At 68.5% G+C, this 25,976-nt stretch carries 23 protein-coding genes; 15 read left to right on the top strand and 8 right to left on the bottom strand.

Annotation, left to right across the window (positions count from 1 at the left end; translation table 11 throughout):
• Positions 1-4: 4 nt before the first annotated feature.
• Entirely contained in the window at positions 5-628 is a 624-nt protein-coding gene (locus VZC37_RS08090) for a precorrin-8X methylmutase (protein ID WP_330431956.1), read from the bottom strand.
• Between the two features lie 12 nt (positions 629-640).
• Positions 641-1,822 (bottom strand): precorrin-3B synthase, encoded by a 1,182-nt coding sequence (locus tag VZC37_RS08085; protein WP_330432483.1) that lies wholly within the window; start codon positions 1,820-1,822, stop codon positions 641-643.
• Positions 1,823-2,075: 253 nt separating this feature from the next.
• On the opposite strand from VZC37_RS08085, the gene cobN reads away from it, so the two are divergent.
• The 5 genes from cobN to VZC37_RS08060 all read left to right on the top strand — a co-directional run bounded on the left by cobN (position 2,076) and on the right by VZC37_RS08060 (position 10,628).
• On the top strand, positions 2,076-5,732 hold the full coding sequence (gene cobN, locus VZC37_RS08080) for a cobaltochelatase subunit CobN (protein ID WP_330431955.1): 3,657 nt from the start codon (positions 2,076-2,078) through the stop codon (positions 5,730-5,732).
• 156 nt (positions 5,733-5,888) lie between these two features.
• The gene (locus VZC37_RS08075; protein ID WP_330431954.1) at positions 5,889-6,392 is read left to right on the top strand and encodes an FxsA family protein; all 504 of its coding nucleotides are present in this window, start codon (positions 5,889-5,891) and stop codon (positions 6,390-6,392) included.
• A 36-nt stretch (positions 6,393-6,428) separates the two neighbouring features.
• Complete coding sequence (locus VZC37_RS08070) at positions 6,429-8,069, top strand: amidohydrolase (protein WP_330431953.1); 1,641 nt, start codon at positions 6,429-6,431, stop codon at positions 8,067-8,069.
• Between the two features lie 44 nt (positions 8,070-8,113).
• Positions 8,114-9,820: an apolipoprotein N-acyltransferase gene (gene lnt / locus VZC37_RS08065; RefSeq protein ID WP_330432482.1), complete on the top strand. Its 1,707-nt coding sequence runs from the start codon at positions 8,114-8,116 to the stop codon at positions 9,818-9,820.
• A 55-nt stretch (positions 9,821-9,875) separates the two neighbouring features.
• Complete coding sequence (locus VZC37_RS08060) at positions 9,876-10,628, top strand: polyprenol monophosphomannose synthase (RefSeq protein WP_431309381.1); 753 nt, start codon at positions 9,876-9,878, stop codon at positions 10,626-10,628.
• Positions 10,629-10,702: 74 nt separating this feature from the next.
• On the opposite strand, the gene VZC37_RS08055 is transcribed toward VZC37_RS08060, so the two are convergent.
• On the bottom strand, positions 10,703-11,047 hold the full coding sequence (locus VZC37_RS08055) for an RNA polymerase-binding protein RbpA (RefSeq protein ID WP_160902307.1): 345 nt from the start codon (positions 11,045-11,047) through the stop codon (positions 10,703-10,705).
• Between the two features lie 231 nt (positions 11,048-11,278).
• On the opposite strand from VZC37_RS08055, the gene VZC37_RS08050 reads away from it, so the two are divergent.
• From VZC37_RS08050 to VZC37_RS08030, 5 genes are all read left to right on the top strand, one after another.
• Entirely contained in the window at positions 11,279-11,560 is a 282-nt protein-coding gene (locus VZC37_RS08050; RefSeq protein ID WP_330431951.1) for a hypothetical protein, read from the top strand.
• Positions 11,557-12,696, top strand: a complete 1,140-nt coding sequence (locus VZC37_RS08045) for a DUF475 domain-containing protein (protein WP_330431950.1) — start codon at positions 11,557-11,559, stop codon at positions 12,694-12,696. The genes VZC37_RS08050 and VZC37_RS08045 overlap by 4 nt, the downstream gene beginning before the upstream one ends.
• Positions 12,697-12,778: 82 nt before the next feature.
• The gene (locus VZC37_RS08040; RefSeq protein ID WP_431309359.1) at positions 12,779-13,600 is read left to right on the top strand and encodes an adenylate/guanylate cyclase domain-containing protein; all 822 of its coding nucleotides are present in this window, start codon (positions 12,779-12,781) and stop codon (positions 13,598-13,600) included.
• A 312-nt stretch (positions 13,601-13,912) separates the two neighbouring features.
• The gene (locus VZC37_RS08035; RefSeq protein WP_330432480.1) at positions 13,913-14,113 is read left to right on the top strand and encodes a hypothetical protein; all 201 of its coding nucleotides are present in this window, start codon (positions 13,913-13,915) and stop codon (positions 14,111-14,113) included.
• Between the two features lie 125 nt (positions 14,114-14,238).
• Positions 14,239-15,198: an oxygenase MpaB family protein gene (locus VZC37_RS08030; RefSeq protein ID WP_330431949.1), complete on the top strand. Its 960-nt coding sequence runs from the start codon at positions 14,239-14,241 to the stop codon at positions 15,196-15,198.
• A gap of 22 nt (positions 15,199-15,220) precedes the next feature.
• Here the strand turns inward: VZC37_RS08030 and VZC37_RS08025 are convergent, their stop codons facing one another.
• Complete coding sequence (locus VZC37_RS08025) at positions 15,221-17,014, bottom strand: ABC transporter ATP-binding protein (RefSeq protein WP_330431948.1); 1,794 nt, start codon at positions 17,012-17,014, stop codon at positions 15,221-15,223.
• A gap of 109 nt (positions 17,015-17,123) precedes the next feature.
• On the opposite strand from VZC37_RS08025, the gene VZC37_RS08020 reads away from it, so the two are divergent.
• The 5 genes from VZC37_RS08020 (at position 17,124) to VZC37_RS08000 (ending at position 21,619) form a co-directional block, all read left to right on the top strand.
• Positions 17,124-17,711 carry a TetR/AcrR family transcriptional regulator gene (locus VZC37_RS08020; protein ID WP_330431947.1) on the top strand — a complete coding sequence of 196 codons (588 nt, stop codon included), beginning with the start codon at positions 17,124-17,126 and terminating at the stop codon, positions 17,709-17,711.
• Positions 17,712-17,720: 9 nt separating this feature from the next.
• Entirely contained in the window at positions 17,721-18,137 is a 417-nt protein-coding gene (locus VZC37_RS08015) for a hypothetical protein (RefSeq protein ID WP_330431946.1), read from the top strand.
• Positions 18,134-18,817 (top strand): VOC family protein, encoded by a 684-nt coding sequence (locus tag VZC37_RS08010; RefSeq protein WP_330431945.1) that lies wholly within the window; start codon positions 18,134-18,136, stop codon positions 18,815-18,817. The genes VZC37_RS08015 and VZC37_RS08010 overlap by 4 nt, the downstream gene beginning before the upstream one ends.
• A gap of 103 nt (positions 18,818-18,920) precedes the next feature.
• Positions 18,921-20,576: an NAD(P)/FAD-dependent oxidoreductase gene (locus VZC37_RS08005; RefSeq protein ID WP_330432479.1), complete on the top strand. Its 1,656-nt coding sequence runs from the start codon at positions 18,921-18,923 to the stop codon at positions 20,574-20,576.
• Between the two features lie 11 nt (positions 20,577-20,587).
• The gene (locus VZC37_RS08000) at positions 20,588-21,619 is read left to right on the top strand and encodes a TIGR03617 family F420-dependent LLM class oxidoreductase (RefSeq protein ID WP_330432478.1); all 1,032 of its coding nucleotides are present in this window, start codon (positions 20,588-20,590) and stop codon (positions 21,617-21,619) included.
• Here the strand turns inward: VZC37_RS08000 and VZC37_RS07995 are convergent.
• Genes VZC37_RS07995 through VZC37_RS07980 form a run of 4 tightly spaced genes read right to left on the bottom strand, consistent with a single transcriptional unit; the run spans position 21,592 to position 25,859 of the window.
• A complete protein-coding gene (locus VZC37_RS07995) occupies positions 21,592-22,761 on the bottom strand; it encodes an FAD-dependent oxidoreductase (RefSeq protein ID WP_330431944.1) in 1,170 nt (389 codons plus the stop codon). The two genes, VZC37_RS08000 and VZC37_RS07995, sit on opposite strands and share 28 nt — an antisense overlap.
• Positions 22,754-23,653 (bottom strand): DUF1295 domain-containing protein, encoded by a 900-nt coding sequence (locus tag VZC37_RS07990; RefSeq protein WP_330431943.1) that lies wholly within the window; start codon positions 23,651-23,653, stop codon positions 22,754-22,756. Before VZC37_RS07990 ends, VZC37_RS07995 begins: the two co-directional genes overlap by 8 nt.
• An 8-nt stretch (positions 23,654-23,661) precedes the next feature.
• Entirely contained in the window at positions 23,662-24,693 is a 1,032-nt protein-coding gene (locus VZC37_RS07985) for an LLM class F420-dependent oxidoreductase (RefSeq protein ID WP_330431942.1), read from the bottom strand.
• Between the two features lie 44 nt (positions 24,694-24,737).
• The gene (locus VZC37_RS07980; RefSeq protein ID WP_330431941.1) at positions 24,738-25,859 is read right to left on the bottom strand and encodes an NAD(P)/FAD-dependent oxidoreductase; all 1,122 of its coding nucleotides are present in this window, start codon (positions 25,857-25,859) and stop codon (positions 24,738-24,740) included.
• Positions 25,860-25,976: the final 117 nt, after the last annotated feature.

The raw sequence follows: 25,976 nt of genomic DNA, 5'->3' as shown, positions 1-25,976 counted from the left end.
GTCGTCACTCCTCAGGACTCGCGAGTGCGTTGATCGCCGCCGCGGTGATGGCCGAGCCACCCCGCCGGCCGGTGACGGTGATGTACTCGAGGTCATCGCGGTCGGCGAGCGCGGCGCAGGATTCGGCCGCCCCGACGAAACCGACCGGCGCGCCGACGATGGCGGCGGGGCGGGGCGCACCGGCGTCGATCATGTCCAGGAGCGCGAAGAGCGCGGTCGGCGCGTTGCCGATGGCCACCACCGAGCCGGCCAGCCGCGGTCGCCAGAACTCCAGTGCGGCAGCGGTACGGGTGGTGCCCAGACGTTCGGCGAGATCCGGCAACGACGGTTCACGCAGATGGCACAGCACCTCGTTGTCGGCCGGGAGGCGCTTTCGGGTGACCCCCGCGGCCACCATCGAGGCATCGCACAGGATCGGCGCCCCGGCGTTCAGCGCCGCCCGCGCGGCCCGCACGACACCGTCGGTGGCAACGACGTCGTCGGTGAGATCGGTCTGCCCACACGCGTGGATCATTCGGACGACCACCTGCGAGACGTCGGGGCCGAACGAGCTCAGATCCGACTCGGCGCGGATCGTGGCAAAAGACTGGCGATAGATCGCGGCGCCGTCGCGCAGGTAGTCGGTCATGGTGCCGCAAGCCTAACGACGATGGGTGCGATACCCGTCGTCGGGCGTCGCCTCCACCAGCAGGTGCGGCCCGGCGGGAGCACCGCACCGGCGCCCACATCCCACCCAGTGCTCGCGGTCCTCCACGGATTCACCGGCCCGGACCCGCGCCAGCAGGTCGTCCCGGACGGGCGCGGCCGCCTTCGAGCAGCCGGGTGCACCGACGCAGCAACTGACCCGCGCCCACGGTGACGACGCATCGAAGATCAGCCCCATCGGTGCGAGGACACGGACGACGGTCTCGGCGACACCTTCGTCGAGATCGCACAGCAGGATCTCCCGGTCAGGGGTGAAGATCAGCGGCTTACCCACCGCCGCGAGAAACTCGGCGAGGCGCGCCGGCAGCCGGCCCAGCTCCACCACGGCCCCGAGCAGTACCGCACCGTCGTCCTGATCGAACCACCCGACGATCGGTTCCGCGGTGTCGGTGGCGTCGGTGCTGGTCGGTCCGTCGATCACCGGCGCCAGGCGAGCCCGCGCAGCGGAGATCAGCGAGTCCCGCTGCTCGACCGTCAGGTCGCCGACGCGCCAGGCCTGCGGGGCGCACTCGGTGAAGTCGTGGGCGACGTCGAGGAGCGCGCCGACGATTCCGTTCACGCCGGTGACCGAACCGAGCAGCTCACCGCCGACCATGATGTCGGCGACGATGGCGGTCGCCCCCGCCGCATCCGGGGTCTGCGGGCGAGCGACTGCGCAGGCGTCCGGATGCCGCCGCACGATGTCACCGCGCCCGTCGTCCACCCCGAACAGGAATCGGCCCGACAGCTCTGTCGATCGGTCGTCGGCGCGCAGACCGGCATCAAGGGCATCGGCGACCGGCCACACGTCGGCCGCGCCGCCGATGCGGCCCGTCAACGGGCTGACCTCGATGTTGCGCACGGTGTCGTGGGTCTTGCTGGGAGCCAGTCCCGCGTCGATCACCGCCTGCGCCACCGCGGCGACATCGGAGATGCCGCGCACCTGCAGGTTGCCCCGTGCCGTCGGCTCGAGGAATCCGTCGCCATGCGCGGCCGCCGCCTGCGCGAGGATCTCGAGCTGCCCCGGTTCTATCCGCCCACCGGGCAGCCGCACGCGGGCAACCGCACCGTCGGCGGCCGCGTGCGTGCTGAACACACCCGGGCAGCGGTCGGCGACGTCGCGGTGGGTCGGCTGGATCACGAAATCCAGGGTAGGCCTCCGCCGCGTCGTGGCCGGGCCGGACCGGTTCGAGGGCTACAACTAGGCTGAACCCACCGAGTGCGACAGAAGCCGGTGTGAGGCCGGCACGGTCGCGCCACTGTGACGGTGCCCGGCCGACGCCGGATGCCGAAGTCAGACCTGCGCCTCGGTGACCAACGGACCACACCGGAGCCGGACCGCGGCTCCTCCGACACGCACCGGGCGCGCCTCCCGGCGAGGAGATCTGACGATGCTGCTGCTGCTCTCGACCTCGGACACGGATCTGATCACCGCGGCGGCCGGTGATGCCGACTTCACCGTTGCCAATCCGTCCCGCATCCTGGTCGACGACATCCCCGAACTCACGGCCGATGCCGATCTCGTCGTGGTGCGCATCCTGGGTGGGGTCCGCGCCTGGGAGGACGGGCTGACCGCGGTCGCCGCGACCGGCAAACCGCTCGTCGTGTGTTCCGGGGAGCAGCAGCCCGACCCGGACCTCATGGCGTTGTCGACGGTTCCCGCCGGCGTCGTCGCCGAGGCCCACAACTACCTCGCGGCAGGTGGTGTGGCGAACCTGGTCAACCTGCACAACTTTCTCTCCGACACCGTGCTGCTGACCGGCCTCGGTTTCGAACCGCCACAGCAGACCCCGGCCTGGGGCATCCTCGAACGTTCTCCGCGCCCGGCCCCCGCCCACGAAGTCGCCGCCGCCCCCACGGTCGCCGTTCTTTACTACCGAGCGCAGCATCTGGCCGGCAACACCCGGTACGTCGACGCGCTGTGCACCGCCATCGAGGACCGTGGTGCGCAGGCGCTGCCGATCTTCTGCGCATCCCTGCGCACCGCGCCCGACGATCTCATCGACCTGCTGGGTACCGCCGACGCCCTGGTCGTCACCGTGCTCGCCGCGGGTGGGGCCACGCCCGCGACGGCGTCCGCGGGCGGTGACGACGACGCGTGGAACATCGAACGCCTCGCCGCACTCGACATCCCGATCCTGCAGGGCCTGTGCCTGACCGGCTCCCGTGCGGATTGGGCAGCAACCGACGACGGACTCTCACCGCTGGACGTCGCCACCCAGGTCGCTGTGCCCGAGTTCGACGGCCGCATCATCACGGTGCCGTTCTCCTTCAAGGAGTTCGACGAGAACGGTCTGCCCTGGTACCAGCCCGATCACGAGCGGTGTGCCCGGGTGGCCGGGATCGCCGTCGCCCACGCCCGGCTGCGCGCCATCGCGGCGCCCGACCGTCGTGTGGCGCTGATGCTGTCGGCCTACCCGACCAAACATGCGCGGATCGGCAATGCCGTCGGCCTCGATACGCCGCGCAGCCTGCTGCATCTCCTCGACGCCTTGCGCGCCGCCGACTACGACATCGGGCCGGCCGACGGCCCCGGCGCGATACCCGGCCTGGCGGAATCGGATTCGGACGCGCTGATCCACGCGATCATCGAAGCCGGGGGACAGGATCCGGACTGGCTCACCGAGGAGACCCTCGCGGCGAACCCGATCCGGGTATCCGCGGCCGACTACCGGCGCTGGTTCGCCACACTGCCGGAGACATTGCGCGCCTCCGTCGAAGAGCATTGGGGGCCGGCGCCCGGCGAGCTCTTCGTCGACCGATCGGCCAACCCCGACGGCGACATCGTCGTCGCCGCGATGCGGTGCGGCAACATCGTGCTGATGGTGCAGCCGCCACGCGGCTTCGGCGAGAACCCGGTGGCCATCTACCACGACCCGGATCTGCCGCCGTCGCACCACTATCTGGCGTCCTACCGCTGGCTCACCGGCCGCGGCGACCGCGACTCTGCCAACACCGACACCGCCGACATCGACGGTTTCGGGGCCGACGCGATCGTGCACGTCGGCAAGCACGGCAATCTGGAGTGGCTGCCCGGCAAGACCCTGGGCATGTCCGCCGAGTGCGGCACCGACGCCGCCCTCGGTGACGTTCCGCTGATCTACCCGTTCCTCGTCAACGACCCGGGTGAGGGGACGCAGGCCAAGCGTCGCGCACACGCCGTCCTCGTCGACCATCTGATCCCGCCGATGGCCCGCGCGGAGTCCTACGGCGACATATCCCGGCTCGAACAGCTGCTCGACGAGCACGCCAACATCTCCGCCCTCGACCCGGCGAAACTGCCCGCCATCCGACAGCAGATCTGGACCCTGCTGACGGCCGCGAAGATGGACCACGACCTCGGCCTGTCCGAACGTCCGGACGAGGATGTCTTCGACGACATGCTGTTGCACGTCGACGGATGGTTGTGCGAGATCAAGGACGTCCAGATCCGCGACGGCCTGCACGTGCTGGGCGAGGCACCCGCCGACGACAACGAGGTCGATCTCGTCCTCGCGATGCTGCGTGCCCGCCAACTGTGGGGCGGCAGCCAGGCGCTCCCGGGTCTGCGGGAGGCGCTCGGTCTGTCCGAGGACGGCAGTGCGGCTCGCGGTACCGTCGACGACGTCGAGGCGACGGCCCGTTCGCTCGTCGCCGCATGCGCGAAAGGGGAGTGGTCGCCGCAGGCGATCGCCGACGCCGCCACCGGTCATCCGCCGGCCGTCGGTGACATCCTCACGTTCGCGGCCGGCGAGGTGATTCCCCGGCTACGCCAGACGACCCGCGAGATCGATCAGATCCTGCGGGCGCTCGACGGCCGCTTCATCGAGGCCGGGCCGAGTGGCTCCCCGCTGCGCGGCCTGATCAACGTGCTGCCGACCGGCCGCAACTTCTACTCGGTCGACCCCAAGGCCGTCCCGAGCAGGCTGGCGTGGGAGACCGGCCGCGCCCTGGCCGATTCCCTGCTGCAGCGCTATCTCGACGACCACGGGTCCTATCCGGCGTCGGTCGGTCTGTCGGTGTGGGGCACCAGCGCGATGCGGACCTCCGGCGACGACATCGCCGAGGTACTCGCGCTCCTGGGTGTCATGCCGATCTGGGATGAGGCGTCCCGCCGGGTCTCGGACCTCGAACTCATCCCGCTCACCGAGCTCGGCCGGCCCCGCATCGACGTCACCGTCCGCATCTCCGGCTTCTTCCGCGACGCGTTCCCGCACGTGGTGACCATGCTCGACGATGCGGTTGCGCTCGCCGCCGGAGCCGACGAAACCGACGAGCAGAACTTCGTCGCCGCGCACGTGCGCGCGGCAACGGCCGAACACGGCGACCAGCGCCGGGCGGTGACCCGCATCTTCGGATCCAAACCGGGGACCTACGGAGCCGGGCTGCTGCAACTGATCGACTCGCGGGAGTGGCGAAGCGACGCCGATCTCGCGCAGGTGTACACCGAATGGGGCGGCTACGCCTACGGTCGTGACCTCGCCGGTGTGCCCGCCGTCGACGACATGCGCGCCGCCTATCGACGGATCGCGGTGGCGGCCAAGAACACCGACACCCGCGAACACGACATCGCCGACTCCGACGACTACTTCCAGTACCACGGCGGCATGGTCGCCACCGTCCGCGCACTCACCGGCAAGGATCCGGATGCCTACATCGGCGACAGCACCCGGCCCGATTCGGTCCGGACCCGAACCCTGTCGGAGGAGACCAGCCGGGTGTTCCGAGCGCGCGTCGTCAACCCCCGGTGGATCTCCGCGATGCAACGCCACGGCTACAAGGGCGCATTCGAGATGGCCGCGACCGTTGATTACCTGTTCGGCTATGACGCCACCACCACCGTGGTCGCCGACTGGATGTACGAGAAGCTGACCGAGGCCTATGTCCTCGACGAGGACAATCAGCGATTCATGCAGCAGTCCAATCCGTGGGCGCTCCACGGCATCGCCGAACGCCTGCTCGAGGCCGTCGAACGCGACCTGTGGGAACAGCCACCCGCCGAGATGCTCGACCAGCTCCGGCAGGTGTACCTGCAGGCCGAGGGTGACATCGAAGGTCGCGACGGCTGACCACGAGTGTTCCGACGCGGGACAATAGCCCGCCGGTTTCGAGAAACCCGGCCGAATCGGGAGAAATCCGGCCCTCTGTGTCGTTGTACGAACAGGGAGAGACCCGCGTCCACCGCCTGTGGGCGCCGTGACGAATCCCGGAAAGGCAGAGTCGGCATGCGGATGCTGTACGTGATCGCCTACTTCGCGATCGAGATCGGTGCGTTTGTCGCCATGGCCCACTTCCTGGGCGTGGGATGGGCCGTGCTGATCACCCTGGCCGCGGTGGTGGCCGGTTTCGCGTTGCTGCAGCGGCAGGGCCGGAAGGTGTTCGCCGAGCTCGGGCGTGCCTCGCGCAACGAGGTCGACCCTCGCGGCCCGCTGACCGACACCGCGCTGCTGGCCGCCGCGACGCTGCTCATGGTGGTGCCGGGCATCGTGTCGACCGCGGTGGGTCTGCTGCTGCTCGCGCCACCCGTCCGGCGGGGGCTGCGACCGGTCGTCGCCGCTGCGGGTGCCAAGAGCTTCGCCGCGAGCATGAATCGTGCCGGGCTGTATGCCTCGGGCATCTACGTGCGGGGCGGCACCGTCGTCGACGGCACCGTCGTGGAGACCGACGGTACGGTCCGGACGCCTCCGTCCACGGATTCCGACAACCGTGGGCTGCCGCGGGGCCACTGAGCCGTCGCCGACCGACGCAGGGCACACTGGACGACCGTGACCACGGAACTGCTCCTGGGCGGAGCCGTCTATTCACCCGCAGCCCCTGACGCGACCGCGATGGCCGTCACCGACGGTGTCGTCGTCTGGGTGGGCACCGATGACGTCGGCCGGGCGCTTCACCCGGATGCGCAGGTCATCGACCTCGGCGGGCGTTTCGTCGCCCCGGGTTTCGTGGACTCGCACGTCCACCTGACATCCACCGGGCTGGGGTTGGCCGGGCTCTCGCTCAACGACACGACCGATCGATCCGACTGCCTGCGCCGGGTTGCCGAGTACGCCGCGGGCACCGACGAGGGTGAGCTGGTCTGGGGTCTCGGCTGGGACGATTCGGGGTGGACCGGGCCGGCGGCCGACGAGAACCGTTTCCCGACCACCAGCGAGATCGACGCGGTGGTCGGGAACCTGCCCGCCTACCTCGCCCGCATCGACGAGCACTCCGCGGTCGCGTCCACCGCGCTCCGCCGGCTGGTGCCGGATTTGGCGGACGCCGCCGGCTACCACCCCGAGGAACCGCTGGTCGCCGAGGCGCATCACCTCGTCCGCGGCGCCGCCCGGCAACTCGTCACCGCCGCGCAGCGTGCGCGAGCACAGCGGCGTGCGCTGGACCACGCCGCCGCGCATGGGGTGGTCGCGGTCCACGAGAACGGTGGACCGGATATCAGCGGGCTCGACGACTTCCTGGCCCTGGCCGATCTGGACCATCCGGTCGAGGTCCGCCGGTACTGGGGACAACCGGTCGAGAGCGCCGAGCACGCTCGCGAACTGCTCTCCATCAGCCGTGCCGACGCATTGGCCGGCGACCTCTTCATCGACGGCGCGTTCGGTTCGCACACCGCGTGGCTGACCGCGCCCTATCACGATGACCCGGGGCACACCGGGATCAGCTACCTGGACTACGAGACCATCCGTGACCACATCCGGGCGTGCACCGAGATCAGGATCCAGGCCGGGTTCCATGTGATCGGCGACGCCGCGACCGCAGCAGTCGTCGCCGCCTTCGACGAACTGGCGACCGAACTCGGCACCCCCGCGCTGGCACGCTGCGCCCACCGTCTCGAGCACGCCGAGATGGTGACTCCGGCGCAGGCCGAGGTACTGGCGCGATGCGGTGTCGTGGCCAGCATGCAGCCGTTGTTCGATGCGGCATGGGGCGGGCCGGGAGATCTGTACGAGCAGCGCCTCGGTGCCACGCGAGCGGCCGGGCTCAACGACTTCGCCGGACATGCCCGCGCGGGCCTGGCACTGGCGTTCTCCTCGGACGCCCCGGTCACCCCGATCGACCCGTGGGCGACCATCCGGGCCGCGGTTCATCACCACCAGCCGCGCAACGCGATCTCGGCACGGGGCGCCTTCGCCGCCGTCACCCGCGGAGGGTGGCGTGCGGCCGGAGTCAACGACGGAATGGCCGGCACATTGGTTCCCGGCGCACCCGCGAGCTACGCGGTGTGGGACGTCGACGACCTCGTCGTGGCCGGGTCTCACGAGAGCGTGCAGCGGTGGTCCACCGACCCGCGATCGCGGGTGCCGGCGTTGCCCGACATCGCCCCCGACGCCCGACTGCCCCGCTGTGTCCGCACCGTGCACCGCCGCCAGGTCCTGTTCGACATCGGGGTTCTCGACGGCGGCGGCTCGTGACGGCCGAGGCACCGATCGGCGGCCGACGGGTCCCGTCGCCACGGATGATCCTGGCGTTGCGGACCGCTGTGTCCGCGGTCGCGGGGTTCGCGATGTGGGCGGCCTTTCCGCCGCGCAACCTGTGGTTCCTCGCCGTGCTCGGCCTCGGCCTGCTGGCCGCCGCGCTCGGTGCGGGTCGACCACGGGCCCGCACCGGCGTGTGGCTGGGATTCGTCTTCGGCCTCGCGTTCTTCGTTCCGCTGCTGCCGTGGATCGGCGTGTACGTCGGACCATTGCCGTGGTTGGCCCTCGCGGTTGCGCTCGCCCTGTACACGGCGCTGTTCGGACTGATCGCAGTCATCACCATGCGGCTACCGGTTCCGCCGGTGTGGTTCACCCTGTCGTGGGTCCTGGTCGAATGGCTGCGGTCGTCGTTCCCGTTCGGCGGTTTTCCCTGGGGCAGAGCCGCGTTCAGTCAGGTCGACGGACCGCTGCTACCGCTCGCCTCGGTGCTGGGGGCGCCGGGACTGTCCGCGGCGGTGACGCTCCTGGGTGCGTCGATCGCCTGGCTGGCCCAGGTGGCGATCCGCGCGGTGCGCGACGGCGAGCACCACGGCCGGCGCACCGTGCGCGTCGCCGCCCTCGCCGTGGTCCTGGCCCTCGTCGGTCCCGTCGCCGCGATCGCGCTGACCCCGGACACCGTCGACCGCAACGTCGCGGCGTCGTCGGTGCGGGTGGCCGCCATCCAGGGCAATGTGCCGCGCCTCGGGTTGGACTTCAACGCTCAACGCCGCGCAGTCCTCGACAACCACGTCCGCGAGACGAAAGCATTGGCCGCCGCCGTGCGCAGCGGAGTGGCCGCCCAACCGGACCTGGTGGCCTGGCCGGAGAACGCGTCGGACATCTCACCACTGACCAACCCCGACGCCGCAGCGGAGATCACCGAGGCGTCGGTCTCGGTGGGCGCGCCGATCCTCGTCGGAACGCTGGTCATGAATCCGGACGGACGGCCTACGAACACCGTCCTGGTGTGGGATGGCAGACGAGGACCGGTCGACCGCTACGACAAACAGATCATCCAACCCTTCGGGGAGTATCTGCCGTGGCGCGGCTTCTTCCGGATGTTCTCGTCGTACGCCGACATGGCCGGAAACTTCCGTCCCGGTTCCGGACCGTCCACGGTGACCGTGCCCGGCAGGTCCGGAACGGTCGAGGTGGGCGTGTCGACCTGCTGGGAGGTGGCGTTTGACCGATCGGCGCGCAAGGCCGTCGACGACGGCGCGCAGATCCTGTACATCCCCACCAACAACGCCACCTTCGGCCGCACCGAGATGACCTACCAGCAGCTCGCGATGTCGCAGGTGCGAGCGGTCGAACACGGGCGCGCCGCGGTGGTCGCGGCGACCAGCGGGGTGAGCGCGATCATCGATCCCGACGGCATGATCATCGAGCAGAGCGGGATCTTCACGCCGGCGGTGCTGACGAGCCGCCTACCGCTGCATGACGAGCGCACCTGGGCGACTCGTCTCGGCGACTGGCCACTGACGACGGCGATCGTGATCGCCGCCATCGGGTTTTTGTTCGCACTGACACGGCATACTAGGTTCTCTCTGACACGACGCGGATCGCGAGCACCAAGCCCGGTGACCCGATCAGACAGTGACACACAGCCGGACAGCACCACACAGCCAGACAGGGCCACACAGCCAGACAGGGCCACACAGCCGGACAGGGTCACAGAATCAGATAAGGAGCTCGGTGGCATTGGGTGAACCGACAGCCGGGAACGAACAGCCAGGGGAGAGTCCCGACGGGGCGCTGCCAGGGGTGGTCGGCGCCAACGGCGACCGGGCACTGGTGGTCGTCCCGACGTTCAACGAACGCGAGAACCTTCCCGTCATCGTGACCCGCCTCCACGAGGCACTTCCTGGTGTGCACGTGCTGGTCGTCGACGATTCCAGCCCCGACGGCACCGGCGACGTCGCCGACGAACTCGCCGCGGCCGACCCCGACAACCGCCTACACGTCCTGCACCGCACCGAGAAGGACGGTCTCGGCAAGGCCTACCTGGCCGGATTCGCCTGGGGCCTCGAGCGGGAGTACGCGGTGATCATCGAGATGGACGCGGACGGCAGCCACGCTCCCGAACAACTGCATCGGCTGCTGGACGCCGTCAACGACGGCGCCGACCTGGTGATCGGTTCCCGGTACGTGCCGGGCGGCCGGCTCGTCAACTGGCCGCGGCACCGCGAGCTGTTGTCGCGAGGGGCCAACACCTACGCACGTCTCGCGCTCGGCGCGCGGGTGCACGACATCACCGCGGGTTTCCGCGCCTACCGCAGGCAGGTGCTGGAGAAGATCCAACTCGAGACGGTCCAGTCGGCGGGCTACTGCTTTCAGATCGACCTGGCGTGGCGGGCGGTCCGCGCCGGGTTCGACGTCCGCGAGGTGCCGATCACGTTCACCGAACGTGAGGTCGGCGAGTCGAAGATGAGCGGCGGCGTGATGACCGAGGCCTTCCTGATGGTGGCCCGGTGGGGGATCGAGAGCCGACTCGAACGGTTCGGCCGGCGAAGCTGAGCAGAGACACGACACCGGCCGGGTGAATCACCCGGCCGGTGTCGTCAGTCAAATGTGGTGTCAGGACCGCACGGTCAGTTCGTGACGCCCTTGCGACGCTGTTTCAGCAGTTCGAGCCGCTCATTGAGGAGAACCTCGAGTTCCTCTTCGGAACGCCGCTCGAGGAGCATGTCCCAGTGGGTGCGTGGCGGCTTGGTCTTCTTCTCCTCGGGCTCGGCGCCCTCGAGGATGGTCCCCTCCATGCCGTTCTTGCACGGCCACTTCGACGGGACCTCCGCATCGTCGGCGAACGGGACGTCGAAGATCTCACCGTTGTCGGTGCGGTACTGGACGATGCGTCGTGGTGCGAGGTCGTGATCGCGATCGGTCTCGTAGCTCACCGCACCGAGGCGGCTACCCCGAAGTACTCGATCTGCCATAAAACTTTCCTCTCAACATCTCTCGTCGGGCGCCGAGTTCGCGGCCGATCCGTGTACGCCCGGTGGGCGTGTCAGAGCGGCGTCATCCGACGCTGATCATGTTCATTCTACGCGCGTCTCCGGAACCGCCCGGGACGCCACGTCCCGCGACGGCCGACCGAGCCCGGTACGGTCGACTCCGTGGATGACCCGCGTCGGCGACCGTATTCCTGCTCGTGGTGTGGTCGCAGCATGGTCGACTCCGACCACGGTCGTCGCCGCAAGTACTGCAAGCAGTCCTGCCGGCAACGCGCCTATGAACAAAGAGCGCTCACGCACGGTACTTCTATTCCCGACGACGCGGTGATCCTGAGCGCGGCCGAGGCCGACGCCTTCGGCGACCGCATGTTCGCTCTGCGCTGCGCGGCCGAGGATCTGGCCACGGCCGTCGCCGAGCAGGCCGACGCCCCCACGCTGCAGACCATGACCGACGACCTGCTCGGTCTGGCGCGGGAAGCCGAGAAGCTTCGTTGATCGTCCGGATCTTCGGTCTGTCGATCGTCGTCACCCTCGCAGCGCTCGCCGCCGCCTTCCTCTATCAGGGCTGGACCGGCTTGGCGCTGTGCGCGATCCTCGGGATCCTCGAGATCTCACTGTCCTTCGACAACGCCGTCATCAACGCCACCGTGCTCGAACGGATGAGCATGTTCTGGCAGCGCATGTTCCTGACAGTCGGCATCCTCATCGCCGTGTTCGGCATGCGTTTGCTGTTCCCCCTCGCGATCGTCTGGATCACCGGCGGTCTGGCGCCGATCGAGGCCCTACGCCTGGCCCTGAACCCACCGCCGGACGGCGCCGACCACTTCCCGGACGGCAGCCCGAGCTACGAGACCATCCTGCTCGAGGCACATCCGCAGATCGCGGCGTTCGGCGGCATGTTCCTGCTGCTGCTGTTCCTCAACTTCATGCTCGCCGACAGGTCGCTGACGTGGCTGTCGTGGATCGAACGGCCGCTGCGGCGCCTCGGGCAGATCGACCAGATCACGGTCGTGATCGCCGCGATCGTCCTGGTCGTGATCGCCGAATACCTGGCACCAGACGAGACACGCGCGACGATCCTGATCTCCGGGCTGCTCGGAATGATCACCTACCTCCTGGTCAACGGGCTGAGCACGCTGTTCCAGCGCCGACAACCGGGCATGTCCGAGCCGGAGACCTCACAGGCGGAAACCTCAGAGCCGGGGACCTCACAGCCGGGGACCCGCCGCCCCGCGCCGGCGACCGCGGCAGTCGGACGAGCCGGATTCTTCCTGTTCCTCTACCTCGAGGTCCTGGATGCCTCGTTCTCCTTCGACGGCGTCATCGGCGCCTTCGCGATCACCTCCGACCCGATCATCATCGCGCTCGGCCTCGGATTCATCGGCGCCATCTTCGTCCGTTCGATCACGATCTACCTCGTGCGGCAGGGCACGCTCGGCCAGTACCGATATCTCGAGCACGGAGCGCACTGGGCGATCGGGGCGCTGGCCGTGATCCTGCTCGTGAGCGTGCACATCCACATCAACGAGGTTGTCACGGGCCTCATCGGCGTCGTGTTCATCGGTGCCGCGTTCGCGAGCAGCGTCTACGCCAACCGCCGCGAAGAACGCCGAACCGCCCCTGTGACATGAGCGTTTCCGCTTCGCAAACCAGACGTCGCCGGTCGCCGCATGCAGGCAGTCGCCTCGACAAGCCCTCGATAGACTGGGCCGCGTGACGCGCCACGAGCCGAGCGACGAGCCGGCCGATCCGACCGACGTCGACCGTGGCGAGACCCGCGGCCCCGCTCGCCGAGCAGCCGACGCCCTGGCCCGATCCGACGCCAACTCCGGTGCGGTTCGGGCGGCCCGCGCCGCCCGTGGTCTGCTTCCGACAGCACAACCGGCCCCGTCGCGACGTGCGTCCGATCGTCTCGCCCGGCTGATCAACGAGTCCCGTCCCGATCAGCCGAGCGTGGTCCGCGAGCTCGGGCTCGGCGCGATCCAGGTCTGGCAGACGCTGCTCGCGCGCCGGGGCGGTCGACACCAGAGTCCGGTGCCGGCCACCATCCTGTTCACCGATCTGGTCGGCTTCTCCACCTGGGCCCTCGACGTCGGCGACGAACAGGTGCTGCGACTTCTCGCATCGGTCAACGAGGTGACCGAGTCCGTGGTCAGCGCCCGGGGCGGCAGCATCGTCAAACAACTCGGTGACGGCACCATGGCGGTGTTCCTCGACGGCACGGAGGCCATCGAAGCGGCGTACGAGGCCATCTGTGGGGTCAGCGCACTGACGATCGACGGGTACCGGCCACAGCTGCGTGCCGGTTTGCACACCGGCACTCCGCGGTCGGTGGGTGACGATTTCATCGGCGTCGACGTCAACATCGCGGCCCGGGTCGCCGACGCGGCCGGGGCAGGGGAACTCCTCGTCAGCGACGCGACGCTTCAGTCCGCGGACGCTTCGCGCTACAGCAGTCGCCGTCGGCGGTTCAAGGCCAAAGGCGTACCCCGCGAGCTCGAGGTGTACGCGGTCGTCCCGCGGTACGACGACTGACGGACGAACTCCGAAACCCGTGGCGGCGGGACCGAATTCGCATTCGACGGTTATGTCCGCCTTGGGGCTTGCGGTCACCCGCCATTCATGTCGCGGACGGTGACACACGCCACGGCGCGAGGCACAATGGTGTCGATTCCTGTCGACCGATCAGGTGTTGAACAGTCAGCCCGGCGAGGCTCGGTCGGCGTGTACGGGCAAACCGCATATCCGCAGGGGCAGATCGCAGTGCACAACAAGCAACACATTCGGCAGGACCGCATCCAGCACGAGGGCGGCCCGGACGACGCACGACCGGAAGAGCAGCAGCGGATGGTCGATTTCGAGACTAATTGGTATCCGCTCGGCGGGGGCTCCTCGACCGCGATCGCGGACGAGTTCGGTCTGTCGGATCGGGACTTCTTCCGCGAGGTGGACCGGATCGTCTCCGACGATCCGCCGACGTCATTGAGCAAGGGGGAGTTGCGCCGCATGCGCGGCGTGATCCGGCGGCGCCTGTGGATGGCGCGCTGAGACGCCCGTCACCTCAATTTGCGTGAAGTTGTCGACTCACGACACCGCGCCGGGTAATCTGACTACACAAGTCCTCAGATAGAGGTCGCTCACCACGTGTGGGTCAGAGTGCTCGGAGGTCCGCGATGACAATCACCCAGCCGTCCCCGGTTCTGCCCGACGAGTCGGTGCTCTCGCACGGCGACGACGAGATCGAGCTCATCTCGCCGGATTCGCTCACCGCCGAGCTCGTCGGCCGGTTCACCTTCCTCCCGGTCAACGGCGCCGCGTTCGTCATGCAGGTCATGCATCCCGTCATCGGCGACATCGTGGGGAAGTACTCGGTCTACCGGACCGATCCGATGGGACGGGCCGTCCGGTCGATCGATTCGGTCATGCGCTGGGTGTACGGCGGCCAGGAGGCGATCGAGGAGGGCAAGCGGCTGCGGCGCATGCACCAGCCGCTGCAGATGCGCAACTCCGAGGGCAAGCACATCAGCGCGCTGAACCCCGAGGCGTATCAATGGGTCATCGCCACGGCGTTCCCCACGTCGTTGAAAGCGGCGCCGCTCGTCCTGGGCCGCGAGTTCACGCCGGACGAGGTCGAGGAGATCTACCGGGACAACCTGCGCATCGCGAAAATCGTGCAGGTGCCGATGAACGGCTTCCCGCAGACGGTCGAGGAGTTCGCGCCGTATTACGAGAACATGATCGACAACGTGCTGGTTGCGCACCCGACCGCCCTGGAACTGGTCCGGCAGATGCAGACGGCGCCGCGGCTCGACAAGATGGTGCCGGCACCTTTCGTCCGTTTCGCGAACACCGTCGCCCGCATCGCGTCGGTGCCCGGTCAGAAGCTCAACTATCTGACCACGGTCGGGGTGATGGATCCACGAATCCGCGAGATCCTCGGTGTCACCTGGTCCGACGAGGAGCAGCGTGAACTCGAACGGATTCACGCCGCCATCCGGGTCGCCTACCGCGTTCTGCCCGAGCGGCTCACCTACTTCCCGCTGGCGTATCACGCCCGGCGTCATCACGACGCGATCAAGAAGATGAAGCAGCGCGAGGGCGCGGGCGCGGCGTACAAGGTCTCACGCAGCTGAGAAGTCAACGCCTGAGACGACATCAGGGTCCCGAACCGGACGTCACCTCGATGTGCATGGCCGCGACCAGCTCTCGGTAGAGTTCGTCGGCGTCGAGCAGTTCACGATGGTTGCCGACCGCGCGCACCCGGCCCGCCTCCAGCACCACGATCTGGTCGGCATCGAGAATCGTCGACAACCGGTGCGCGATCGTGATGACCGCGCCGCGCTCCGCCTGCCGCCGGATGCCCGCAGCGACGGCGGCCTCCGTCAGGCCGTCGAGCTGTGCGGTCACCTCGTCGAGCAGCAACAACTCCGGGTCGACGACGAGTGCACGTGCGAGTGCGATGCGTTGGCGTTCGCCTCCCGACAGCGTCGACGTCGTCACGTCCGTCGCGAGACCTTCCGGCATCGCCTGTACCCGCTCATCCATGCGGACCGCGGCCAGCGCCCGCCAGATGTCGTCGTCGTTCGCGGTCGGCGCGGCATAGACCAGATTCTCGCGCAGGGTGCCGGGGACGAGGGGCGTGTCCTGTTCGACGTAGGCGATGCGCGCCCGCAGGTCGTGCAGGGTCCAGTTCTCGAGGGATCGCCCGTCCAGGACGATGTCACCCCGCTCGGGGCGGAGGAACTTGAGCAGTAGCGAGAAGATCGTGGTCTTCCCGGCGCCAGACGGTCCGACGATCGCCGTGTGCCCGTAGCGCGGGATCGTCACGTCCACTCCGTCGAGGGCCGGCGACGCGTCCGGGGCATAGCGAAAGACGACATCGCGCAGTTCGAGGGCGTCGGTGAGGCGATTGGTGGGTTCGCTGCTGTAGGCGGCGACGTCGGTCTCGGTGCGCAATTGCGAGAGTTCCGCGATCCGTGCCGCGGCCGCGAGACCGGACTGGAGGGCGGTCATGCTCATCGTGAACAGCGACACGGGCATCATCAGCTGAAAGGCGTAGAGCAGGAACGCGATCAGTGTGCTCACCGTCATCGAGCCATCGGCCACCCGCCACGCACCGAACGCCAGGACGATCATCACCGCAAGGTTGATCCCCCCGCCGGTGATGGTCCATGCCCATGCCTCGATACGGACTGCGCGAATACCCTTGTCGGCCGAGCGCCGCGCGAAATCGCCGATCCGCTCGGCCTCGCGCTGCTCGGCGCGGCTGGCCTTCACGGTCCGCAACGACCGTAGGATCCCCTCGAGTCGTCCACCGAGCAAACCGATCTCGGCCTGGGCTTCCTGCTGGGCCTGCGCCAGCCCGGGCATCAACACCGCGGCCGCCCCGCCCACGACGACGATGACGGTCATCGTCGTCGCAAATAGCGGGAGATCCAAGGTGGCCATCAGGACCAGCGCGCCGACCATGCCGACCGCACCGTTCACCCCGTTGACGATGCTCGACGTGGTGGCCTCCCGGATGAGCAGCGTGTCCGAGGTGACGCGGGCGACCATCTCGCCGCTCGACCGGCGGTCGAGTTCGGGTATCTCCACGCGCAGGAGGTGACGGACCAGTCCAGTTCTGGTGGCGAGGATGATCCGCTCGGCGAGGGTGCCCAGCATGATCGTCTGCACCAGGCCGATCACGGATCCGGCGACGAGCAGCACGGCCAGTACGGTCACCGGGCCGCGGAGCGACTCGGACATCGCCAGCCCGTCGAGGACCCACTTGGTCACCAGGGGGGTGGCGAGTTCGGCGGCCGTGCCGAGCAGACCGAGGACGACGCCGAGCGCGATCATCGCCCGGTGCGGGCGCGCGTACGACCAGAGAATGGCCACCTTCGCACGCATCGGCAGGTCGGGTGTCTTCCCTGGGTCCGCGGCGGTGACATCGACTGCGGCGGTCATGGCGCGCCTCCAGAATTGTGCGACATTCGACTATCACATTGACACATCGGTGTCTCATTTTCAATCATCGATGTTGCTCCCACGTCGGGTCATGGCTAACCTCCTCGGCGTGACCACCGAACCCGAGTCGGGTGTGCGGACCAGGACCCGACAGGCAATAGTCTCCGCCGCGATCGCCGAGTGGGCCAGGGATTTTGCCGCGCCCCTCAACGCCATCGCCGAACGGGCCGACGTGAGCCGCAGCACCTTGCATCGCTACTTCGTCGACCGTCAGTCGCTCGTCGACGCGGCTCTGCGAGAAGCGCAGGAGGTCCTGGACAACCAGTCGGCCGCGGCCGTGTCCGGATGCGGTTCGGCTCGCGAAGAACTCGAGTCGCTGATGCGAGTCCTCGTCGACTTCGGCGACATCCTCATCTTCCTGTTCGCGGACCCGAATCGCTTCGCCGGCAATGCCGAGTGGATCGAAGCGGAGGACGAGATGCTGCCGGAGATCATCCGCCGAGCGCAGGCCGAGGGGGCCGTTGCCGACGATGTGGAGCCGTCGTGGGTGGTCGGCGTCTACTACTCGATCTGCTATGTGGCCGCGAGCGCCATCGCCGCCGACGAACTGTCCCGCCTGCGCTCCGCGGACGTCGCGGTTCGAACGTTTTTCCACGGCGTCGCCGCGAGCCCGACGACGAGACCTGACACTCACTAGGCTCGGGGTATGCCGTTCTCCGATGACGACCTCGACGCGTTCTACCGCGAGATCGAGGCGCGGACGGACGCACGCGGCAGCAGTCCCGGGCCGGTCCGACGCTCCGTCCCGCCACCCTCATCACCCTCGCGCCCCGACGACCCGGTCGACGAGTCGGCGTTCTCCGACGACGACCTCGAGACCTTCTACCGCACGATCGAGGCCCGTACCGCCGCGCAACCGATCCGACGTACCCGACGTACCCGACGTGCCCCTGACCGCGTGACCCGATCCTGTCCCACGCCCGCCAAGGTCGCCTTCGCCGACGAACATCTGGCACGCGAGTCGATCATCGCCGTACGGCGCCATGTCGGACGGCGCCCGTCCTTGCGTTGCTATGAGTGTGTTTGTGGGGCATGGCACATCACGAGTAGTGCTCAGGAATGACCGCCCTGGAACCCGTCGGGGTCACGGTCTCACTCGTCACATCGGATCAGGCGCAGACGCGGGCCGCGTACGCGCGGTTGCTCGACCTCACGGCGACCGAGCTGCCGGCGTTCGCCAACGGCTCCCTGCAGTTCCGCGACGACCACGAGGACAATCATCGGGTGTCCTTCGGAGTACCCGACATCGCCGGCGGCCGCCGGCTGATGGAACGGCGCGGACTCGCGTTCCGTGAACCGGTCGACATCACCGAAACCGCCGGATCGTGTGTGCGGGATGCCGATCTGCCTGCGCTCGATCACCTCGTGTTCACCGCGCCGACACGGGATCGCGCGCTGGCCGTGTTCGGCGCGACGCTCGACCTTGATTTCCGCCTCGACCGCGAGATCGGCGGAGGCGCTCGACAACTGTTCTTCCGGGCGGCGGACGTGGTCGTGGAGGTGGTCACCGGTGCGGACCCCGGATCGGACGAGGTCTGTGCCCTCTGGGGACTGGCTTGGCGTGCAACAGATGTCGACGCCGTGCATCGTCGGCTGACCGGGCTCGGGGTCGAGCTCAGCGAGGTCAGGACCGGGCGCAAACCGGGAACCAGGATCTTCACCGTGCACGACCGTGCGCTCGCCACCCGTACGGTCGTGATCGGGCCCTCCGCGATGGGGTCGGATGAGATGGGGCCGACGTGATGTCGTCGCGAGTGGAAGACTGAATGCCGTGACCACACCCCCAGCCGACGTCACCGTCCGACCGTCGATCGTCGTGGTGTCCGCCGACAACGCCAGCACACTGATGGCCGAGTTCGAGCGCTACGGCCGAGACTACGACATCACCTGTGCCGCTTCGGCAATCGAGGGCATCACGCTGATGAGCAGACTCCGTAGCGACGGACGCCCCATCGCGATGATCGTCACCGAGTCGGAATTGCCCGACATGAATCTACTCGAGGCGCTCGCGACGTTTCGGAGCATCGTGCCGACTGCCCGCCGGGTGGTCGGCATCCACTGGAGCATGTTCATGGAGCACAGCGAGTCGCTGCGGCCGGCACTGCAGAAGGGGAAGTTCGACACATTCCTGCTCATCCCGCGCGGACCGCGAGACGAGGAGTTCCATTACGCGATCACCGAACTGCTGTCCGACTGGGGCGCGACGGTCGCGGCTCCCGAGGTCGAGGTCATCCGGATCATCAGCACCGAGCTCACCCCGCTCACCATGTCGATACGGGACTTCCTCGATCGGATGGGCATGCCGTACCGCACCCACACCCCGGAGAGCGCGGAGGGGCGGGCGACCGCCGAACGGTACGCCGCGACAGGCGCCCAGCCCGCCGGTGCGCCCGTGCCCGAACCGCTGGTGCACTCGTTGCGAGGTGACGGAACCGACGTGATCGCGCCGGCATCGGTTCGCGATGTCGCCGTCCTGCTCTACGGCCGCCCCTCGGACATCGACGTCGGAACGGTGGTCGACCTGGTCGTCGTCGGCGCGGGTCCGGCAGGCCTCGCCGCCGCCGTGTACGCCGCGTCCGAGGGTTTGCGCACGGTGGTCCTCGAGTCCGATGCGGTCGGCGGTCAGGCCGGGACCAGCTCGATGATCCGCAACTACCTCGGATTTCCCCGCGGCATATCCGGTATGCGCCTGGCCCAACGCGCCCGCACGCAAGCGATCCGGTTCGGCGCCCGGTTCATCACCGGATGGCCGGTCGACCGACTGCTCATCGAAGAGGCGATGGCGCCGTACCGACTGATCACCGAGGGCGGCGAGATCGCGGCACGGTCGGTCGTGATCAGCACCGGCGTCGCCTACCGACGATTGGGTGTCGCGGCACTCGAAGACCTCGTCGGCGTCGGTGTGCACTACGGCGCAGCGATGAGCGCCGCCCGGGAGATGGACGGGCAGGACGTATTCGTCGTGGGCGGCGGCAACTCGGCGGGTCAGGCCGCCATCCACCTGGCGCGCCACGCGCGGTCGGTGACGATCGTCGTCCGGCGTCCAGACCTCAGCTCCACGATGTCGGACTATCTGATCGGCGAGATCGCTTTCAACCCGCGGATCACGGTGCGCGGCACCAGCGAGGTCGTCGACGGCGGCGGAGCCGGGCGGCTCGAATGGATCATCCTGCGCGACAACGCCACCGGTGAACAGCAGCGATGCGCGGCGAACGGACTGTTCCTCCTCCTCGGCGCATCACCGCACTGCGACTGGCTGCCCGACGCGGTGGAGCGTGACCGCGACGGATTCGTGCTGACCGGCCGCGACGTCCCGCGGGAGAGGTGGGTCGACGACATCCCGCCGCCCGAGTTGGCCACGAGTGAACCCGGCTTGTTCGCTGCCGGTGACATCCGGTCCGGATCGATGAAGCGGGTGGCTGCGGCCAGCGGGGAGGGAGCCAGCGTCGTCCCGCTGGTGCACCGATGGCTCGCGAACCTGCGTGAGGCTCAGACGTCATGACCGAACCGTCGATGCGTGTGCACCTGCAACTGGCCGAGCGGCCCGACCAGGCGACCACCGCGGCCCGGGAGGCAGCCGCCATGGGTGCCGACGGCGTCTTCACCTTCGAGGGTCGTCATGACGTGTTCTTCCCGCTCGTCGTCGCCGCGGCCGACACCGATCTCGACCTGATGACCAACGTGGCCATCGCCGGCCCACGGAGCCCGCTGCATCTCGCGCACTCCGCGTACGACCTGCAGGTCTTGAGTTCGGGACGATTCCGGCTCGGCCTCGGCTCGCAGATCCGACCGCACATCGAGAAGCGGTACGGCGCCACGTGGGGACGGCCGGCCGCCCGGATGGCCGATACGATCGGCGCGATCTCGGCGATCTTCGACGCCTGGGAGGGCAAGTCGCCTCTCGATTTTCGCGGAGAGTTCGTCACCCACACGTTGATGACGCCGAACTTCGACCCCGGGCCGAATCCGTTCGGTCCACCGCCGGTCCTGCTCGGTGCGCTCGGCCCGATCATGACGCGTACCGCTGCCGAGTTCGCGTCGGGTCTGCTCGTCATGCCGTTCAACAGCACCCGCCATCTCATCGAGCGCACCCTGCCCGCCGTCGACGAGGGCTTGCGCCGATCGGGTCGCACGCGAGCCGACTTCTCGATCATCGGGCAGGCGATGGTCGCGGTCGGTGCCGACGAGGCAGGCCTACGAGCCGCGATCGACGGTGTCGCGATGCTGATCGCGTTCTACGGGTCCACGCCTGCCTATCGGCCGGTGTTGGAGGCCGAAGGCTGGGGGGACCTTCAGCCGCAGCTGAATTCGCTGTCCAAGGTGGGCGCGTTCGCCGAGATGCGCGCACTGATCACCGACGAGATGGTCGCCACGATCGGGGTGGTCGGCACCCCGGGCGAGTGTGCCGAGGAACTCCGGGCACGGTTCGCCGGCTTCACTTCCGAAGTGTGTTGCTACTTTCCGCACTACTCGGCGCGCCCCGACGATGTTGCCGAACTCGTTGCGGCACTCCACGATCACGACCGATCTCGCACACCTCGGTAGATGCCGCGCCGCACGATCCACGGCTGCAGGACGGAATCGATCGACCAGGCCGGAAGTCGGAACGGTCTGCCGTCGGGCGCGAACACCTCCAGACCGTCCGGTTGGACGCCGAGCACCGATCCCCACCTCCGGCTTCGCGGGCGGTAGTGCTTCAGTGGCCGGCCGGTGATCGTCGCGACCACATTGTGCGCGACCAGACGGTCCGCCCGGTTCCGCGCCGAGTTCCGGAGTGGATCCGTGGCCGCGACGTCCCCGACGGCGAAGATGTCGTCGTGCCCGACGACCCGGAGATCGGTTCCGACACGGACGAACCCGCGCTCATCGAGAATCTCGGGTGGCAACCACTCGGTGTTCGGTCGAACCGCACCGATCGCCCAGACCACCGCATCCGCGTCCACCGGATCCTGCGACGTCGTCCAGGTGACCGGCGCGTCGGTGATCCGGTCGATGTGCCCGTCGGCAGGCAGGACCGCGCGATGATGCGGATGCAGGGCCACCCCGAGGCCGTCGAGGCGACGTCGGATCCGGCGCCAGACGCGCGGATGGTGCTGGGGGAGTGCCACATCCCCGGGAAAGTACAGGTGTACGTTCTTGGCCGGCCACACCGCCGCGATGTTGGCGGCGGAGCTGACCGCGGCCGCGCCGCCACCGATCACCGCGACCGTCGTCGTCGATTCCAGGCGACGATGCGTCGAGAGGAGGTCGGCGTCGATGTCGGTCGCGGACTGCAGTGTCGGCTGCCGCCAGAAGCCGTTCCGCACGCCGGTGGAGATGACCAGCAGGTCAAAGGGTTCCGACACCACCGAGGCATCCCCGAGTCGTATACCGACCTGACGATTGTCGAGGTCCAAGCCGGTCAGTGATCCGTGCACGGTGCGCACCCGGTCCAGTCCGCGGAACCGGTCGAACGGTATCCAGTAGTCACGACTCCATGCATCCGGTCGCGCTATGCGGGTACCCAGTTCCTGTCCGCTGAGCAGTCCTGGTTTCGCCGAGATCCCGACGACGTCGATGCTGGGCGGACCCGCCGGCGACAGGCGTGGCACTCGGGAGCGCCCCCTCGCGAGGTGGATTGCGCTGAGCAGCCCGCTGTCACCGAGGCCCGCGACGACGACCCGCGGGTGGCGTGCCGGGTCAGCCACGGACCGTGCGAGGGGGCCGGGGCACGAACCGCGGAACGCGATCGATGACGGATTGGTAGTCGGGTCGGCGTTGCAGGCTGCGCTTCTCCATCATCGGGATGCTCGCACCTTCGAAGAGCGCGAGCATCACCGCCGCACCGACGAACAACCACCACGCGTCCGAGGGTGAGGCCGCGACCCCGAACAGCGCCAGCGCGAACCAGAAGGTGAACTCGCCGAAGTAGTTCGGATGGCGAGACCAGGCCCAGACGCCACGATCCATCACCTGCCCGGGGCGACGCTCGCGAGTGAACCGGCGCAGCTGGAGGTCGGCGACGGTCTCGAGTGCGACGGCGCCCAGCCCGAGCAGGACGGCCGCGCCGACCAGCCACGCGGGCCCTTCGCCGGGACGGGTCACCGCGACGTAGACGGGCAGCATCCCGGCGAAGACCTGCAGGGTGGGGATCACGTGGATGGCGAACAGATCGACCGGCAGTTCCCACCGTCCGGCGTCGTCGCGCAGGCGGCCATATCGCCAATCCTCGTGGTGCAGACCGGGAAAGGTGCTCACCCAGTTGGCGGTCAGTCGGATCGCCCAGACCATCACCACGAGGAAGAGCAGCCAGGCGCGCAGGTCGTCGAGGCCGAGCGGACCCTGCCACCACCAGTAGATCAGCAGCAGCGGCGGGATGACACTCCAGTAGGCGTCGTAGAAGCTGGAATTCCGGTGATACCGACTGAACGCGAAGATCACCAGAGTGGCCAGCAAGTCGGCGATGAGGGTGTCGAGCAGCAGTGAACTTGTGGACGGACCCGACCACAACCACACAACGGCCACTGCGACCGCAATGACGTAGGCGAGTGTGACCCGGACGAGTGCGGCGACCCGTCCAGCCGGAACATGTTGGGGCATTGTGATACTCAGATCACCGACGCCAGCTGTTCGAGTTCGGCGACGCTGCCGGGCGACACCAACATGGTGCCGACACCGGCCGCCTCCCAGCGCTTGACCTCGGACCGGACGTGGTCGATGTCGCCGACGATGGCCGAGTCCGCGACCACCTCGTCGGGGATGATGCGTGCGGCCTCGTCCTTACGGTTGCTGCGGAACAGTTCGGTGACCTCGTCGACGACCTCCGCGTAGCCCATTCGGCGGTACACGTCGGCGTGGAAGTTGGTGTCCTCACTGCCCATGCCGCCCATGTAGAGCGCGAGGAACGGCTTGATCGCCTCGTAGGTGGCCGCGCGGTCATCGGTGATCACGATCTGTGCCGTCGCGCAGATCTCGAAGTCGTCTCGGCTTCGTCGGGCGCCTGGCCGGGCGAATCCGTCGTCGAGCCACTCGTTGTAGGTGTCGGCGAGGCGCGGCGTGTAGAAGAGGGGAAGCCACCCGTCGGCGATCTCGGCGGCCAGGGCGATGTTCTTCGGCCCTTCTGCACCCAGCATCACCGGAATGTCGGGCCGCAGCGGATGGGTGATCGGCTTGAGCGACTTACCCAGGCCGGTGGCGTCGTCGCCGCGCAGCGGAAGCGGGTAGTGCGGGCCGGTACTGGTCACGGGTGCCTCACGGGCCCACACCTGACGCATGATGTCGATGTACTCGCGCGTTCGCGCGAGCGGTTTGGCGAATCGCTGGCCGTACCAGCCCTCGACAACCTGCGGCCCGGACACACCGAGGCCGACGATGTGACGGCCCCCGGACAAATGGTCGAGGGTCAGCGCGGCCATCGCGCAGGCAGTGGGGGTTCGCGCCGACATCTGCAACACCGAGGTGCCGAGCCGGACGCGCTCGGTCGACGATCCCCACCAGGCCAGTGGGGTGTAGGCATCCGAACCCCACGCCTCGGCCGTGAAGACGCTGTCGAAACCGGACGCTTCCGCGGCCGCGACCAGTTCTGCGTGGTTCGCCGCGGGCTGCGCCCCCCAATATCCCAGCTGTAGACCGAGTTTCATGCTGCTCCTGTGTGTCTGCGGGCGAGACGTATCTGACGTGATGTTCACCGTAGCGGGTTCGCGGTCACCGTCGCCGCGACATCGTCGGCCAGCGCGAGACACGAGGTGAGGCCGGGTGACTCGATCCCGAACATGTTGATCAGACCGGCCACGCCGTGGTCGGCCGGGCCCTGCAGCAGGAAGTCCCTCGCGGGTTCGCCGGGACCGCTGAGCTTGGGACGCACGCCCGCATAGTCCGGTACCAGCGCATCGTCGGCCAGTTCGGGCCAGTACTGACGGATCTCGGCGGCGAACAGATCGGCGCGCTGCGGGTCGACGGCGTAGGGAGCTGCGTGCGGGTCGAGGTCGTCGATCCATTCGACATCCGGACCGAACCGCGCCCGCCCGTCGAGGTCGAGTGTCAGGTGGATGCCGAGTCCACCTTCGATGGGGATCGGGTAGACCAGCCGACCGAACGGTGCGGTTCCGGACGCCTGCCGGAAGTAGTTGCCCTTGGCGAGATGACGCGGCGGAACGTGCTCGGCGGGGAATCCTTGCAGCGAACGCGCGACGTCCCATGCGCCGAGTCCGGCGCAGTTGATCACCCACCGGCACGCGACGGTGCTGTCGTTGACGTCGACGACCGGGGATTGCCGCACCGAACCTCCGGTGAGACGGCTGCACACGGCGACGCTCCCACCGGCTTCCTCCAGATCGCGACGGAGAGATCGCATGAGGGAGTGGGCGTCGACGATGCCGGTGGACGGCGACAGCAAACCGGCGACCCCGTGGACGTCCGGTTCGAGGTCATGCAGTTCCGTCTCGTACAGAACCTTCAGGTCGTCGACGCCGTTGCCGCGCGCCCGAACCGAGATCCGGGCGAGTTCGGGGAGCTGGGCCGACGACGTCGCCACGATCAGTTTTCCGATCCGCTGGTGTGCGACGCCCCGGTCCTCGCAGTAGCGGTACAGCAGATCCCGGCCCCGTACGCAGGCCGACGCCATGTGGCTGCCGCGCGGATAGTAGATCCCGGCGTGGATCACTTCGGAGTTGCGTGAGCTGGTCTGGGTTCCGATGTCGTCCTCCGCCTCGACGACGATGACGTCGAGGCCGTCCAGGGCCAACCGCCGTCCGATGGCAAGGCCGACCACCCCGGCCCGGACGACGACCACATCCACGGTGTCCACGCGTCGAGGCTAGATGCCCGGGGGCGCAGCCACGGGGAAATCGGACATCGAGGTCGACGGCACCGCCTCCCGGTCCCTGAGGAGGGAGCTTGCGAACGTCACCACCTGGTCCCTGAG

Source organism: Gordonia sesuvii (assembly GCF_036350415.1).
Lineage (GTDB): Bacteria > Actinomycetota > Actinomycetes > Mycobacteriales > Mycobacteriaceae > Gordonia > Gordonia sesuvii.
This window is presented reverse-complemented; position numbering and strand designations above follow the sequence as displayed.